This is a genomic window from Streptomyces sp. NPDC032198, assembly GCF_040636975.1.
Lineage (GTDB): Bacteria > Actinomycetota > Actinomycetes > Streptomycetales > Streptomycetaceae > Streptomyces.
Map to the genome: position 1 here is coordinate 26353 of NZ_JBEZVL010000017.1, position 15399 is coordinate 41751.

Annotated in this window: 12 protein-coding genes and 1 pseudogene; 6 read left to right on the top strand and 7 right to left on the bottom strand. The window is 70.1% G+C overall.

Annotated features, from left to right (window positions below; translation table 11 throughout):
- The first annotated feature begins 142 nt into the window (after nucleotides 1-142).
- Nucleotides 143-565, top strand: coding sequence for a MarR family transcriptional regulator (locus AB0E78_RS35750; protein WP_361841898.1), 423 nt, complete (start codon nucleotides 143-145; stop codon nucleotides 563-565).
- 30 nt (nucleotides 566-595) lie between these two features.
- Here AB0E78_RS35750 and AB0E78_RS35755 read toward each other — a convergent pair whose 3' ends face one another.
- The 6 genes from AB0E78_RS35755 to AB0E78_RS35780 form a co-directional block, all read right to left on the bottom strand.
- Complete coding sequence (locus tag AB0E78_RS35755) at nucleotides 596-1000, bottom strand: hypothetical protein (protein WP_361841901.1); 405 nt, start codon at nucleotides 998-1000, stop codon at nucleotides 596-598.
- Nucleotides 1001-1002: 2 nt separating this feature from the next.
- The gene (locus AB0E78_RS35760) at nucleotides 1003-2241 is read right to left on the bottom strand and encodes a beta-hydroxydecanoyl-ACP dehydratase (protein ID WP_361841903.1); all 1239 of its coding nucleotides are present in this window, start codon (nucleotides 2239-2241) and stop codon (nucleotides 1003-1005) included.
- The gene (locus AB0E78_RS35765) at nucleotides 2238-4520 is read right to left on the bottom strand and encodes an SDR family NAD(P)-dependent oxidoreductase (RefSeq protein WP_361841906.1); all 2283 of its coding nucleotides are present in this window, start codon (nucleotides 4518-4520) and stop codon (nucleotides 2238-2240) included. The genes AB0E78_RS35760 and AB0E78_RS35765 overlap by 4 nt, the downstream gene beginning before the upstream one ends.
- A gap of 56 nt (nucleotides 4521-4576) precedes the next feature.
- Nucleotides 4577-8044: a beta-ketoacyl synthase N-terminal-like domain-containing protein gene (locus AB0E78_RS35770; RefSeq protein WP_361841908.1), complete on the bottom strand. Its 3468-nt coding sequence runs from the start codon at nucleotides 8042-8044 to the stop codon at nucleotides 4577-4579.
- Between the two features lie 122 nt (nucleotides 8045-8166).
- The gene (locus AB0E78_RS35775; protein ID WP_361841911.1) at nucleotides 8167-9786 is read right to left on the bottom strand and encodes a PfaD family polyunsaturated fatty acid/polyketide biosynthesis protein; all 1620 of its coding nucleotides are present in this window, start codon (nucleotides 9784-9786) and stop codon (nucleotides 8167-8169) included.
- Nucleotides 9787-9853: 67 nt separating this feature from the next.
- Nucleotides 9854-10945: an SDR family oxidoreductase gene (locus AB0E78_RS35780; protein ID WP_361841914.1), complete on the bottom strand. Its 1092-nt coding sequence runs from the start codon at nucleotides 10943-10945 to the stop codon at nucleotides 9854-9856.
- A gap of 262 nt (nucleotides 10946-11207) precedes the next feature.
- Between AB0E78_RS35780 and AB0E78_RS35785 the strand changes: the two genes are divergently transcribed.
- The 5 genes and pseudogenes from AB0E78_RS35785 (at nucleotide 11208) to AB0E78_RS35805 (ending at nucleotide 14765) form a co-directional block, all read left to right on the top strand.
- Nucleotides 11208-11822, top strand: coding sequence for a class I SAM-dependent methyltransferase (locus AB0E78_RS35785; RefSeq protein ID WP_361841916.1), 615 nt, complete (start codon nucleotides 11208-11210; stop codon nucleotides 11820-11822).
- A 372-nt stretch (nucleotides 11823-12194) separates the two neighbouring features.
- Complete coding sequence (locus tag AB0E78_RS35790; protein WP_361841919.1) at nucleotides 12195-12704, top strand: hypothetical protein; 510 nt, start codon at nucleotides 12195-12197, stop codon at nucleotides 12702-12704.
- A 107-nt stretch (nucleotides 12705-12811) separates the two neighbouring features.
- The gene (locus AB0E78_RS35795) at nucleotides 12812-13084 is read left to right on the top strand and encodes a DUF3253 domain-containing protein (protein ID WP_361841922.1); all 273 of its coding nucleotides are present in this window, start codon (nucleotides 12812-12814) and stop codon (nucleotides 13082-13084) included.
- Between the two features lie 402 nt (nucleotides 13085-13486).
- Nucleotides 13487-13642 (top strand): DUF6131 family protein, encoded by a 156-nt coding sequence (locus AB0E78_RS35800; RefSeq protein WP_361841925.1) that lies wholly within the window; start codon nucleotides 13487-13489, stop codon nucleotides 13640-13642.
- A 383-nt stretch (nucleotides 13643-14025) separates the two neighbouring features.
- Nucleotides 14026-14765 (top strand): annotated as a pseudogene (locus AB0E78_RS35805) (alpha/beta hydrolase).
- Between the two features lie 178 nt (nucleotides 14766-14943).
- Here AB0E78_RS35805 and AB0E78_RS35810 read toward each other — a convergent pair.
- Nucleotides 14944-15357: a VOC family protein gene (locus AB0E78_RS35810; RefSeq protein ID WP_361841928.1), complete on the bottom strand. Its 414-nt coding sequence runs from the start codon at nucleotides 15355-15357 to the stop codon at nucleotides 14944-14946.
- Between the last annotated feature and the right edge of the window lie 42 nt (nucleotides 15358-15399).

The window sequence follows — 15399 nt, forward strand, 5'->3', positions numbered from 1 at the left end:
TGTGCCGTGGCCCCGGCTGCGACAGCGCTGGCGCTGAGCCCGACAAGGCCAAACACTACAGCAATGCTGCTCAGTTGTGCTGTACAGCATTGCTGTGCAGGTCGGGTGTGCAGCAATGCTGATCAACGGGGTAAAGTGCCCTATGCCCACCTCGGAAGCCGCCGCCATCGCCGCCGAACTGCGCACCGCGATGGGCAAGCTCACCCGACGCGTCACACACGAGGACCGCATCCCGCTGGGTCAGGTCGCCGTGCTCGGTGCACTCGACCGCGACGGCGCCATGACCACAAGCGACCTCGCCACCGATCAGCGCGTACGTCCCCAGTCGATGGCCCGGGCGGTCGGGCTGCTCATGGAACAGAACCTGATCACGCGCCGGGCGCACCCCACGGACGGCCGCAAGTCACTGGTCGAACTGACGGACGCGGGCCGGGCCGCGCTCGAAGCGGAGCGCGGCCGCAGGGTCGGCTGGCTCGCGCAGGCCATCGAGGCCGAACTCACCGATGACGAGCGGGAGTTGCTCGGTCGGAGCGCGGCCCTGCTGGAGCGGCTCGCCACTCGCTAGAACGGCGCGACGCGTTCTTCACCCCACCCGCTAGGAGGCGGACGCCGTCCACCGGTTGTCGCTCCAGAGGACGGCGTTCATCGAGAACATGTCGTCGTAGGGCATCTCGGCGCAGTCGGACATCGTCCCGACGACGAGGGCCTCGCCATGGGTAAAGATTCCGTCGGCGATGCAGGACTGGGGATGCGGCCTGGTGTGCCCTTTCAGCAGCCCTGAGCCCGATCGGCCGCTGTGTCCGCCCCGACACGGTTCCGCGCCGGCCGGGGGGCGGCCGCCGCTCGCGCTCAGAAGACTCAGTTCGTGCCGCAACTGCCGACGCGGCGTGGCGAGAACTCGGTCGATGCCCGACCGGAGGTCGCCGGGCGCGTCGTCGACGGGCGGCGGGCGGAAGTCGCCGAAGCGGGCGGCCCGCGGCACCAGAGCACGCAGTGCCACCGTCACTTCCCGGCCCGCCGCGTCCCTACAGGCCCGGTCGTTCCCCCGCAGGGAGCGAGACGCACAGCCAGGCGTTCGGCGTGCAGTGCCTTGAGGCCGTCGACGGTGACCAGGACGTCCGCGATGAGTGTCGGGTACGGGTGCGTGACCAGGTGTGATACGAAGACCTCGTACGTCACCCGGTTCGCGGCCGGGGTCACTTGGCCCCGGAAGCGCACCACGAACGGGTGGTCCGGGACCGCTTCGAAGCGCCAGTGGTCCCTGCCGATGGTGAAGCCCGAAGCGGCCAGGTGGAAGCTCATGGCCTGCAGGCAGCCGTCCAGTGTCAGGTTGCCGGGCATGACCGGGTCGTGATGGAAGTGGGCGGCGAAATACCAGGCGTCCGGGTGGACGAGGGTCTCGGCCCGGAGATAGCCGCGTGCCCAGGGGCCTCCGGAGGGGGCGAATTCCGTGACGTCGCCGAGGAGCAACATGTCACCGGACGGCAGCCGCGGTGAGCCGGACGGCGGCCAGTCGGGGCCGAAGCAGTGGGCGGCCCTGCCGTCCGCGAACGCCCGGACCAGGGTGGGGCCGAACGCGCGCGAGCGGGGGCTAACGGCGGTGGGAGCCGCTCGCCCCGGCGGCGGGGCGGACCGGCTTGGGGTCCACCGCACTCCGGGGGCGGCAGCGAGCTCCTGATAGGAGAAGTAGCCGGCCTGGGCGTTGCGGATGGTGAGCCGCAGCTCGTCGGCGACCCGGCAGTCCGCCTCGAAGAAGACGATCAGGGACTGGTCCTGCCGGGCGTGGTCGAGGATGCGGACATCCGCGACCGAGGTCTCGCCGGCCACGGGGGCACCGGCACCGTGGAAGGTCGCCTCGTACCCCAGGAGCCGGAAGACCCGCTGCGCGTCGTTGTCCAGGTCCGCGCCCAGCCAGCTGAGCAGTACGAGCAGAGACTGTGTGCTCTCGATCGTCAGGCCTGGGTACATGCGGGCCGTGTGGTCGACGAAGCTGCGGTCCGGCCGCACGAAGGTCCGGGTCCGGATCGAGCCCCGACACGGTGTCCCGGACGCCCCCAGCGTGCCCGGGGTGCCCTCAAGGCCGGTGACCTCGTCGATGAGGAGCAGCGGGGGCTTGGGCGGACGGGTCTGGCGTGCCCTGTCGTCCTGGATCGCGTAGCGGGGGCCGAACACCTGGGAGACCGGGGCGTGGGAGAGCTCTTCGAGCTGGTCCCTGGCGAAGACGCGGTCGGGGGTGGTCATGAGGGCCTCAGGACGAGTTCGAGATCCCGGATGTCGGCGAGCAGCCCCTCGTCGTCGGTCAGCTTCAAATGGCACTGGGCGTGGGAGGTTTGCGGGGGCACGGCTCGCAGTACGCAGGTGACCGGGCCCCGCGCGGGACCCAGGCGCGGGGCGTGGAACTCTCCGATGGCCATCGGCAGGGTCGCGTCCCCGAAGAGGTCCTCCGCCCAGGCCACGGCGAGCTGCAGTGCGCCGTCGACCGCTGCCGGGTCGGTCTGCCAGGTCTCGCCGGACCAGCCCATCTCCCGCAGCCCGGTGAGTGTTGCCCGAGCGCCGGTGAGGGAGATGCCTTCGATCGTGGCCAGCGACTGGAACAGCGGCCCGTGGAAGAGCGTGTGACCGTCGTAGAGGGGGTTTCGACGGGAGGGTTCGAGTTCGCCGGGCGGCACGATGCCGGTGGTCTCGTGCGGGGCCGCGGCGATTCGCGCCCTGCAGTGGGGTGTGCTCCCGGCGCCGTGCAACTCGACGCTCAGCGCGTGCGTGTCGCTCCGGTCGGCCCGCAAGGTGAACCGGGCGCCGTCCGTGTCGAGTTGGTCGGGGACGGCCCGCCTCAGGACGCGTACGTCTCGTAGAAGAACCCTCGGCGACGTCGGGCGCCAGGAGCGCGCGGCGGCGGTGAACCATTCCAGGGTCTGGGCGAGAGGAAGCACCGGGTCGCCCGCGATGACGTGGTCGGCCAGCTGCGGATGGCTCCGCGCGGTCACCGTGACCTGTGCCGCAGCGGGTTCGGACACGGCGGCCAGTGGCCGCGGGGCCGCGGCGGCGCCGGGTGAGCCGGTGATGATGGCGTGGGGTGCGCGCGATTCCAGCTCGGCCACGAAGGCCTCGGCGCCGGTGTCGAGGGGGAGCAACGGTGTGCCGTGGCGGTCGAAGTGGGCGGCGAGTTCGGGCGTGACCATTCCGCCGCGCCAGGGACCCCAGATCAGTGATTTCACCCGGCAGTCGGGGCGCCGTGTGGACTCGGCGGCCATCACCTGGGTGAGGGTCTCGTTCGCCATGGCGTAGTCGCACTGGCCGGGATTCCCGAACGTCGCCGCGACGGACGAGAACACACTGATCAGCTTCAGTGGATCCTCGGCGGTCGCGTCCAGCAAGGCACGCAGTCCGGTGGCCTTGGTGCGCATGACCTGGGTGAACTGCTCGTCGGTCTTGTCGGCGACGAGCCTGTCGGCCAGTACACCGGCGGCGTGCACGATGCCGGTGACCGGCCCCCAGTCGTCGCGGATCCGCTCCAGGCAGCGGGGGAGGGCCGCCATGTCGCCCACGTCCACCGTCTCGTAGCGCACCTGAGATCCGGCTTCCTCGATCGCGGCAAGGGCCGCTCGCACCTCGCGGACGGCCATGATCTGCCGTACGTCGGCGGCGAGTTCGGAGGGGCTTGACCCGGCGCCCCGACCCCGCAGTGAGGCGAGCGCGCGCGTCACCTCTTCGGCGCTGCCAGTCGGCAGGCCCGGCGGCTCCTCGGTCAGGCGGGTCCGCCCCAACAGCGCGAGCCGGGGGCGCCGGGCCCGTGCCAGGGCGAGCAGCCCGGCAGCGGTGACACCGCGAGCGCCACCCGTCACGACGACAACGGAGTCGGGCCCGATGCGGGTGTCCGCGCCGTCGCGGAATGGGGGCACGGCGCAAGGGTGCGGTGTGACCCTGGTGCGGTCCGCTCGCAGTCCGACGTCCAACAGGGGGCCACCGGACAGGAGTTCCTCGGCGATCGCGGCCGCCTGCTCGCGCGGCCCACGGCCCGTTCGTTCGCAGTCGATCGCCTTGACCGAGGCGCTGGGCCACTCCTTGGCCACGGTACGGGCCAAAGCGGCCAGGCCACCGAGCCAAGCCCGCTCGCCTTGCCGACCGCTCAGTCCGAAGTCGCCGCCGGTGTCCTGGACGGTCACGAACACACCGCAGTCGTTCTCCCCGTCACCATTCACATCGTCGTTGTCCGTGAGCCGTCGTGCCAACCGCCGCGCGACGCGGAAGGCCTCATACTGCAGATCCAGGGCCCTCTGTACGCCTTGTGTGCCGTGTGTGTCTTCCACCGGTGCGAGCCCGGTGAGCAGGACGACGTTCTGGGCGTCGGGGGGAAGTCCGGCGCCGGTGGCGACCCACCGTGCGTCGACTCCGTGGTGGCCGAGCCGGTCGGCGAGCGGTTCGGCCAGGTGTGCGCCGTCGTCGACGATGTACAGGGGCCCGTCCCACAGCCCGGCCATGGCCAGGCCCGTCGCCGGTGCAGGAAGAGCGGTGAGTTCCATTCGTACGAGATGGGGTTCGGGAGGTGGCCCGGCAGCCGGGGTCCGGGTGGCCGGGCCTAGCGGAAATTTCCCTGGAGCCTGTCAGTGATCTGCTGCAATGTTCGGCACGAAGCCAACTCCTCTGCGGGCACGCCCAGGTCACCGAGGGTCCTGCGGAGCATCGACATGATCTCGACCCGTTTGATCGAGTCGATTCCGAGTTCCTTCTCCAACTCCATGTCGAGGTTGAGGAGTTCCTTCGGATAGCCGGTACGTTCGGACACCGCGCTCAGGAGGGCCTCTTCCACCGGGGTGCCGCCTGCGGGGGCACTGGTAGAAGCGTCGGCGGGAATTGCGGTGGGAGCGGTCGAGTCCGCAGGCTGGGCCGGTGACGGGACAGGGACAGGCTCCGCAGGCGCGGCCTGCGCCTGCGCCTGCGGAACGGCAGTCGGCACGGACACCGGGAGTTCCTCGGAGGGGGCGCCACCGCCAGACCGTTCCCGCAGGCCCACCAACGACTCCTGGGTGAGGCGCAGGAAGGCCAGATGCGCCTCGGCCATGTACCGCTGGTAGTCAGCGTGGGCCTCGGCTGCCCGGCGCTGTACTTCGTCGTGCACGTGTTGCTGAGCGGGCCCCGCGGGCATGTCATCACTCTCCACGATCTCTTGCCGCCCCATGGCGGGGCTTTCCGGATTGGGTGCGGGCAACGCCGCGGCGCCGCCCTCGGGCGGGTAGGGGCGGCCCTGATTGCTGCCGTCGACGCCGATCGAGAAACCGGGTTCAGTGGCCGCCTGACGGGGTGGCCCGTACGGCAGCCAGTGCGCCGACCAGTCCATCTCCACACCGCGTACGGCCAGTTGTCCCAGTGCCTCGAAGAGGGCGACGGTTCCGTCCTTGCCCCGCCCGTCGGTCGCGACCGCCAGATGCGGGCGCCCTTCCAGGACACGATCCACCAGGCCGGTGAGGGTTCCCGCCGGGCCCACCTCCATGAACGTGCGCACCCCCGCCTCGTACATGGCCTCGATCTCCTCGACGAACCGCACCGGTGTCGAGAGGTGCTCACTGATCCGGCCGCGTACCGCGTCGGGATCGCCCGAACGGGGATAGCGCGCGGCGTCCGCGTTTCCATAGACCTCGATGGCCGGGGGCTCGATGGGGCATTCGGCGAGAAAGTCCGCCAAGGGGCGGCAGGCGGAGGAGACAAGGGGGCTGTGGAACGCCGCCGAGGCCTGCAGTGGCTTGGCCGTGATTCCTGTGGCGCGAAGGCGATCGGCCAGAGCGTCCAGCGCTTCGGCCGTGCCGGAGAGGACGGCCTGTTCGGGCGCGTTGTCGTTCGCCACCCAGACGTGGTCCTGCCCCTCCGACTCCAGGAACGCCTCGGCCCGGGCCCGGGAGGCGCTGACGGCGAGCATGCCACTGGGCGTGGACGCCGCGTCCCGCATGAGTTCGCCGCGCCGCCGGGCAAGGCGCATCAACGTATCCGCCCCGAAGGAGCCCGCGGCGTGCAACGCGATCAGCTCGCCGAAGCTGTGACCCGCCACGCATGCTGGTTCGAGGCCCAGCTCGGTCAGCATCGCGAGGACGGCCAGGCTGTGTGCCGCGAGTGCCGGCTGAGCCCACTCGGTCGACGTCAGACGGTCCTGCTGAGCGGTCCGCTCCTCCTCGGTGAAGACGGGAGGAGGGAAAACCACCTGGTGCAACGGCTGTACGCCGAAGTCCAGGGCGCCCACCTGATCCCATACGCGCTGCGCCGGAGGGTGTTGGGTCGCCAGCTCCGAGCCCATGCCCACGTACTGGGCGCCCTGCCCCGGGAAGAGGAACGCCAGGGACCCCCCGTCGGCGGCTCCGCGAGCGTAGTAGGTGCCGTTCGGCGTGGAAAAGCCGTCTTCTCCCGCCCCGTCGAGCAGGTCCACTGCCTGGGCGAGCCTGGTCGCGAGCTCACCGGGGTGCTCGACCACCAGGGCGAGCCGGTGTTCTGCCCCGGCCTCGAACCGTGTCTGCGAGGCGCGGGCCAGTTCCGGGAGGGGGAGGGGCGAGTCCTCGGCCCGGCCGACCCCGTCGCGCATCTCGTCGAGAGTGGCCCCGCTGAACAGCAGCAGCTCGGCCGTCGCCGAACGCAGCCGACGGGCGGGCCGCGCTGATCCCTCCGCGGAGGGGACGAACTCCTCCACCGCGACATGGAAGTTGGTGCCGCCGAAACCGAAGCTGGAGACCGACGCGCGCCGTGGCCGGTCCGCGCCCACCCACGGTCGTGCGCGGGTGTTCACGTAGAAGGGGCTGGTCGCGAACGCGAGATCCGGGTTGGGCCGCTCCACCTTGATGGTCGGCGGAAGAACTCGGTGGTGCAGGGCAAGGACCGTCTTCAAGAGGCCCGCCGCGCCCGCCGCACCTTTGGTGTGGCCGATCTGCGACTTGATCGACCCGAGCGCGCACCAGGGAGCCCCGGTGCGCCCCGCGGATCCGAACACCGAGGTCAGTGCCTCGAATTCGGCGCGGTCGCCTGCCTTGGTCCCAGTCCCGTGCGCCTCGACCAGTTCTACGGTATCGGGGCCGTAGCCCGCCGCTTCGTACGCCCGGCGCAGTGCCCGTTCCTGACCGGCGGGCAGCGGGGCGTAGATGGCGTTGCCCTTGCCGTCGGACGAGGCACCGACACCCCGGATCACCGCGTAGACCTGGTCGGCGTCGCGCTCCGCGTCTGCCAGCCGTTTGAGGGCGAACATCACCACGCCCTCACCGAGGAGTGTGCCGTCGGCGTGGTCGGAGAAGGGCCGGCAGTCCCCGGTGGGCGACAGCGCCGGAGTCTGGCTGAAGCAGGTGAACATCAGCTCGTCGTTGACCGTGTCCGTCCCGCCGGTCACGGCCAGATCGCATCGCCTGAGCGTCAGCGCGTCGATCGCGGTCGTCAGTGCCGCGAACGAGCTGGCGCAGGCGGCGTCGGTGGTGTGGTTGGTGCCGTGCAGGTCGAACCGGTTGGCGATCCGGCCTGCCGCCACATTGGGCAGCAGCCCGGGGAAGGTGGCCTCCTGCCAGGGCACCATGTGCTCCAGGATGCGCTCACACAGCTCCTGTGCCCGGCTCTCGGGCAGCCCGGCCTCCCGGAACGCCTTCAGCCAGATCGGCCGGCCCGTACGCATGGCCATGTGCGCGGCCAGCGGCAGATAGCCCGTCACCCCGAGGATGACGCTCACCTTGTCGCGGTCGAGGGCATCGAGCTGCTCATGGGTGGCATCGCGGAGCACCTGGTCCGCGACGAGCAGGGAGAGCAGCTGGGCGGAGTCGGTGGCGGGCAGCGACTGCGGCGGCATTCCGTAGGCCACGGGATCGAAGTCGACGCGGGGCAGGAAGCCACCCCGTGAGACGTACGCCCCGTCCGGCTGGTCGTCGGCGAGGAGATCCTGTGCCAGCCAGCGGTCGGCGGGCACCTCGGTGATGAGGTCCTGGCGGCCCAGGATCATCCGCCAGCTCTGCTCGGCGTCTCGCGCCCCGGGCAGCAGGGCTCCGATACCCACCACGGCGATGGGCACGGACTGGGCGTGGTCGTTCATGGTCTCGCTCCTTTCGCTCCTTTCGCGGGCCGCGGGCCAGTGGCCGGGCGGCCTGCTCCTCCCGCGGTTCGCGGGCCAGTGCCCGGGCGGGCTCGCTCCTCCCGCGGTCCGCGCGGCAGTGCCTAGGCCAGCGGTCGGGCGGGGAACGCGAAGGCCGCGGCGGGTACCTCGACGCCGCAGCCGCGCAGCTGGTGAGCGCGGGTGATGGCAGCGGCGCCGGTGAGCAGGTTCCGGGCGATCTGCACCACCGAGCGGTTGGCCGGGTCGGCCAGGAATCCGTCGGCGGCCCACTCGTTGAAGGCGCCCATCGCCGGGCCGCACCAGATCTGGTAGTCGGTGCGCCGGGCGGTCTCGCCCTGGACGGCCCAGCGGCTGGACATGCCCAGGTACCAGCGGAAGACCAGCGCCATCCGGTGCCGCGGATCGCGCTCGGCCCGCTCCACCTGGCCGGGCTCGCGCTCCATCCAGTACGTACGCGCCCCGGCCCACACTTGCTCGTACGGGGCCCGCAGGACGTCTCGTTCGATCTTCGTGCGGTCGGCTTCAGGTACGGCGCTCCATGACGGGTATGCGCTGTAGACCTGGTAGAGGTGCTCGGCCCGCCCGGCGAACATGGTTCCCCTGCGCAGCACTTGAAGGCGGACACCGAGCTCGAACATGTCGCCGGCTGGAGCCATGGCCACGTCCGCGAGGCCGGCCTGGGAGAGCAGCGCCTTGGCGTCGGCGGACAACCCGGACTCCACGGAGGCCTGGTTGACCGAGCCGGTGACCACGTACGACGCACCGAGAGCGAACGCCGCGGCCGTGGCGCCCGGGGTGCCGATGCCCCCTGCGGCGCCGATCCGGATCGGACGGCTGTAGCCGTGCCGTTCGGTCAGGGTGTCACGCAGGGCCAGCATCACCGGGAGGAGCACCGTCAGGGGGCGGTTGTCCGTGTGGCCGCCGCTGTCGGCCTCCACGGTGATGTCCTCGGCGACCGGCACCGTGGCGGCCAGTTCGGCCTCGCCCGGGGTGAGCAGTCCCCTTTCGACGAGCGGGCGCAGGAGTTCGGCCGGGGCGGGCGCCATGAACTGGGCGGCCACCTCGGGCCGGGAGACCTTGGCGAAGAGCCGTGTCGTGCGCCGCACCGCGCCCTGGACGTCCCGGGTCAGGCCATGAGCGGCCACCCGGACCACGGCCGGCGTCAGCTGCATGAACGCCGAGGCGGAGACGGCGGGCACACGGTGGGCCAGCAGCAACTCCGCTGTGCGCTCCTCGGCGGCGGGCTCCGAGGGCGCGTGCAGCAGGTTGACGCCCCAGTTCCGGTGGCCGGGCAGGGCGGCCGTGAGCTCGGCCACGGCCGCGGCGACCCGTTCACGGGGCAGTCCGCCCGCGCCGAAGAAGCCCATCATGCCGGCCCGGGCCATGGCGATGACCATGCGAGGCGTGGCGATACCGCCCGCCATCTCCCCGGCGACGTAGGGGAGACGCGCTCCGTGTGCCGTGCAGAAGGACCGGTCGCCAAGGCGCTCTGGGGGAAACGGGGGAAGGACTCCTGCGACGCCCCGCGCCGGCGACTTCTTCCCCAGGGTGAAACCGGCGTCGGACTCGATGACGTGGAGAGGCTCGTCGAGCCGAGCGATCGCCTGGACGATTGCGTCCTGGCGGCTCTGGGCGAGCTCATCCTTGATGCGCTGACTGCGTGGACCGCCCGGTCGCGTGTCAGCGTTCAGCGGACGGGTGTCAAGATCGATGTGGTTCATGTGAGGCCTCTGTCTCTTGCTCGCCAGTGCCCTGGGTCTCCCGGGTCTCCTGGATCTCCTGGGTCTTCTAGGTCCCTTGGACGAACGCGTCGATGAAGTCGGCCAGGCGCTCCCGGGACATCGATACGTTGAGGATGTCGCGGCCGATGAGCTGCTCGACGGAGTCCAGGTCGAACTCGCGGGTGCCGTTGGTGTAGTGGCGGTAGAACGTGCAGAGCCGGTCGGCCTTGAGGTCGACCAGGGCCAGGTCGGACTCGTCCGCGACACAGGTCGGGCCGGGCAGGCCGAGGGCGTCGAAGACCGCCTTGAGCATGGCGTGCACGGGGAGTTGCTCGGCGTTGGCCAGATGGTAGATACCGGACCGGTCGCTCGCGCGGGCCACACCTACCGCGGCCGTGGCGACCCGGTCCACCGGGATGTAGTTGGTGAGCGAGTCCGCGGTCATCCGGAGGCGCAGCGGCCGGGTCGCCATCACGTCGCCGAGGGATTCCGTGAGTTCGGCGCGGTACTGCGTGAGTGCGGAGATGAATCCGTAGAGTCCGCTGCTGCTGGTCGTGCCCGCGCTCTCGCTGTGCCCGATCACGACGCTCGGCCGGAAGATCCGCAAACAGTCGAACCCCGCTGTGGTGACGACGTGTTCGGCCGCCACCTTGCTGCGCTCGTACCAGTTGTTGCAGTCGTCGTCGTGGGAGACGGGGTCGGGAGCGATCCGGCCCGTTCTGCTGCCCGACACGTAGGCGGTGCTGACATGGTTGAAGACGCAGACGCCGAACCGTTTCGCCAGCGTGACCGCGTGCCGGGTGCCCTGCACGTTCTGGTTGAGGATCTCGTCCTTGCCCGAGTCCTCGAAGGCGAGGGACGCGGCCACGTGCCAGATCTGGTCGACGGGGCCAAGGCTCGAAGTGACTCCCAGGTCGGGCAGGGTGAGGTCACCGGCGATGCCGCGGCAACGTGCGTCGATCTCGCCCACCAGATCCGCTCGCCCGTACACCTGAGCGGCACGGTGAAGCGCTCCCTTGAGCCGCTCGGTGGCCATCTCGTCCCCTCGCGCTCTGACCACGCACGAGAGGACCGCGTCGGTCCGCTCCAGGAGTTCCAGGACGGTGGCTCCCCCGACGAACCCTGTGGCACCCGTCATCAGGTAGTGCTCGGCAGCCACGTGTCCTCCTTGATGAGAGAGGTCTGCGATGGATTTCCATACCCTGCCCATCGGTCACACGCTTACCGCGGCGCACTTCTGGACGCTGACGTACTGACGATCTACGAAGTGCGCGGTGGCGCATTGAGCCCCAGGGCGCCCGACGTCGGCTTCAACGGCCGCCTCCGGCGTGGACGAGGGAGGTCTGCGCGGGGCGTGCGCGCCCACTCACGACCAGAGTGGTGAATCGGGCAACTGCTACCGCTCGCCTACCCTGTGGTTCATGAGTCGTTGGGAAGAGCTGACCGGTGGGACGTCCGGGGAGGATTACGCCGCCCGGTTCGCGGCCCTGGCCGACAGTGGCAAGGACATGCACGGTGAGGCGGGGTTGTGTGCCGCGCTGGTGCCCGCCGGGGCGCGGGTGCTGGATGCCGGGTGCGGTACGGGCCGGGTCATGATCCGGTTGGCGGAGCTCGGGTACGACTGCGTCGGGGTCGACCTGGACGCCTCCATGCTGGCCGTGGCGCGCAGGCAGGCGCCGGAACTGCCCTGGATCCAGGCCGACCTGGCCACGTTCGACCCGGCCGACCTTCATGTCGGGGTGGGCTTCGACCTCGTGGTCGCCGCCGGCAACATCTTCCCGCTCCTTGCCGCGGGTACCGAGGCGGCGGTGGTCAGCCGCTTGGCGGGGGTCCTGCGCCCGGGCGGCCTGATGGTCGCCGGATTCGGCCTGGACGCAGCCCATCTGCCCGTACCGCCCGGCATCACCTTGCCGGAGTACGACGCCTGCTGCGCCGCGGCCGGCCTCACCTTCGCCGACCGCTTCGCGACGTGGGACGCCCACCCCTACGAGGGCGGCGGCTATGCCGTGAGTGTCCATCGGCTGCCTCGCGGCTGACGGTGTCTGTCCCGCTGGGCTCTGCGACTTACCGCGACAAGTGCATGCCGACCATTTTCAGCGGAACGCACAGCGTCCTCGCGGACGCCTCCGATACGGTCACCCGCCCTGCCCAGGAAGCGAACGGGAAGCGAACGTCCGGACCGTGAACACGGCTCCTTCACCGGTTGTGACGGGCTATCAGGAGGGCGGTGCGACAAGCAGCAAGGACCCTGGGACGTGCCACGCCAGTGTGCGTGCCATCCAGGAGCTCGACTGTGCATTCCGCTTTGTCCTCTGGCTCAGGCGCGTGGGTCCGGGCACCATCGTCTTACTCCACCTGCACCACAGCCGTCCCATCGTCAGCACGGTCATCAGCAGGAAGGAACCACCATGCGTATCCGCTCCGCACTCACCGCGCTCGCGCTCACCACCGGCGCCCTGATCGCCCCCGGCTTCGGCGTCCTGACCACGGCCACCGACGCCTTCGCCGCCACCAAGATCAGCCACGCCACCGCAACCTCGATGTTCCGTGAGGTCGGCATCACCTGGTCGTCCTCCGGCGGCTGCTCGGACCGTAACAAGCCGACGTGTACGTCCTTCGACCAACTTAACCTCGCCACCGCCCAGGGCGCCCAGACGCTCAAGCGCGCCAGCGGATGCGCCCTCAACATCACGGGTGGCACGGAGACCGGCCACGCGAGCGGCACCTACTCGCACTGGAACGGATACAAGCTCGACTACGGCAAGAACACCTGCGTCACGAGCTACGTCAAGAACACCTTCACCTACATCGGCCCGCGCGGTGACGGTGCCCCGCAGTACAAGTCAGGGTCCGGCAACATCTACGCCGACGAGGGCAACCACTGGGACGTCCTCTACTACAACTGCGGCGGCTGCTGATCCTTCCGCGAGACCCGGTGAGCCAGGCGCGGCGTCGGCGTCACCGCTGAGCCGACACGCTCCTGCCGGGCCATGGTTCCGGCCATCGCCGGTGCGACACTTGCGCGGTGACGGACAGTGAACGGACCGCGGACTGGCGCCTGGAGCGAGCCATCCTGGACCTGCTGGAGCAGCGTGGCCCGACCTCGACGATCTGCCCCTCCGACGCCGCGCGGGCGGTGTACCAAGGGGACGACGACGGCTGGCGCGAGCTCATGGAACCGGTCCGCCGCGCGGCCCGGCGCCTGGTCACGGCCGGCGAAGTGGAGATCACCCAGGGTGGCCGCCCCGTCGATCCGACGAAGACCCGCGGCCCGATCCGCATCCGCCGCACCCGCTGACACGTCCCAAGGCCGATACCGGCCGGGGCAGGCAGCACGCCTGTCGGCCCCGGCAGAAACCCCCGGAAAGTGCAGCCCAACTGCCCGCCACAGCAGGGGGGTGGCGGCCATTGCTGACGCTTCCTGCACATCAGTGACGCCGTCACGGAAACTCTCCACCTCCCACACGCTCGCGGCGGCCGTCCCACCGGCCTCCATCAACAACGGGCCCCGGGCGAAGCGGTGCCCCGCCCGCGCATGAGTCGGCGGCAGAGGGGCACACGGAGCTAGCACGGCAACGGCCCAGCAGCCGCACAGTTCGCGGGTGACAGGTTCCACCTGTTCAGGGCTGTGCAGAGGGCGGGAACTGCAGGTCGGACAGAAGGCCGCGCGTACCGCCGAGACTAGACGTTAGGAAGAATCATGATTGTCCTTGGTGTCATCTTGCTCATCATCGGCCTGCTGGTCGGTGTCTCGTTGCTGACGACGGTCGGCGGCATACTCGTCGTGGTCGGCGCCGTCCTGTGGGTCCTGGGCGCGAGCGGGCGTGCGGTGGGTGGACGTAAGCACTACTTCTAGATGAGGCGTCCATCCGTGTCCGCGCACCCTTACTCGGCACACGAGCTTCTGAGTTGTGCCGGGCAAGCGTGTCCGGCATGACTCCTCCACCTCGCGAAAAGAGCGTGAAGAGAGCACGAGAAGAGAAGGTCCGAAGGCCCCAACCACAACTACACGGCCTTGGTCTTTGGGCGAGAGGCTCCGTGGCATCCGGCCACGGAGCCTCCGCGGAAACCCGTTGGCGAACGACGGTGACCACTGCTACCTTTCCGGAGGCCGTGCGAGAGAACGAGGAGGTGGTACCCGTGAACGCAGTATCGACATGGGTGCTCCCCTCCGGGGTCACGGTCGGGCGATAGGTCGTCCGGGAGTGCCGTTCCAGTGCTCTCCCGAAAGGCACGACCATGCATTTCACTTCTGAACAGCGTCTCGACGACGGAGTCCTTGAGCGCGAGTTCACCCTCGGCGAGATCCCCGGCACTCTGTGGACGCCGGAATGCGCCGCACCAGGCGTACCAGCCGCACCGGCCCCGCTGATCCTGATGGCTCACAACAACGGCCTGCCCAAGGCGGAACCCCGACTGGTGGCCCGGGCCCGGCACACCGCGGCGCAGGGCTACGCGGTGGCCACCATCGACGCCGCCGGATGCGGTGACCGGCCCCGTTCCGCCGCCGACGAACAGGCTCGCGCCGACCTCCGCCGGGCGATGCAGGCCGGCGAGCCGGTCGACGAGATCTTCGAGTCCTTCATCGGCCCACTGGTCGAAAAGGCGGTCCCGGAATGGCGGACCACCCTGGACACCCTCCTGGCGCTGCCCGAGATCGGCGGCCCGGTCGGGTACTCGGGGTGGACCGCCCTCGGCATTCACCTGGCGGTGGTCGAACCGCGCATCGCGGCCGCCGGCTTCTTCGCCGGGGGTTTCGTGCCCAGCGCCCAGCGCGAGAAGGCGCGGCAGGTCACCGTTCCGCTGCTGTTCCTGCTGCAGTGGGATGACGAGGGAAACCCCCGGCAGCGGGCCCTGGACCTGTTCGACGCCTTCGGCACCAAGGAGAAGACGCTGCACGCCAATCTTGGCGGCACACCGGTACCCCGTGGTTCGAGGTGGAGGACGGGGGCCGGTTCTTCGACCGGCACCTGAAGTAAGGCCGGGCCGTCTGACCAGCGGTAGACGACGTTGGACGGCGTCGGACGGTACGCCGCTCGTCGAGGACGGGTCCCGGCCCTCCTCGATGGCGGTGGCCGGCAGATCCACGAGCCGCCTCGATCGCGGCGGTACCTGCCCTCACCGGTACTGGCCGATCGGGGTGGCGCTCGGCCCGGACTACGACTCGACTACATGCCGGCTCTGCGGTGCCAGGGTGCGCAGGACGCAGAACTCGTTGCCCTCGGGGTCGGCCATGACCACCCAGCCGCAGTCCGGGCCCTGACCCACATCGGTCCTGGCGGCGCCGAGGCCGAGCAGTCTGGTCACTTCGTCGTCGGTGCTGTTGTCGATCGGGCTGATGTCGAGGTGAAGCCGGTTCTTTACCGTCCTGGCCTCGGGCACCCGGATGAACAGCAGGGTGGGCGGCATCTGGCGTGCCCGGACATCCTCGATGGTCGGTACCCACGAGCCGATCTCGACCTTGCCCTCGCTCCGGTCGATCACTTTGAAGTCCAGGACCTGGCACCAGAAGGCCGCCAGACTCTCGGGATCGTGGCAGTCAACGGCCAACTCGGTAAACCTGCTTGTCATGTCACTCCCAGATAGTGCGGACGGGGCTCAGGGTATTGGCCC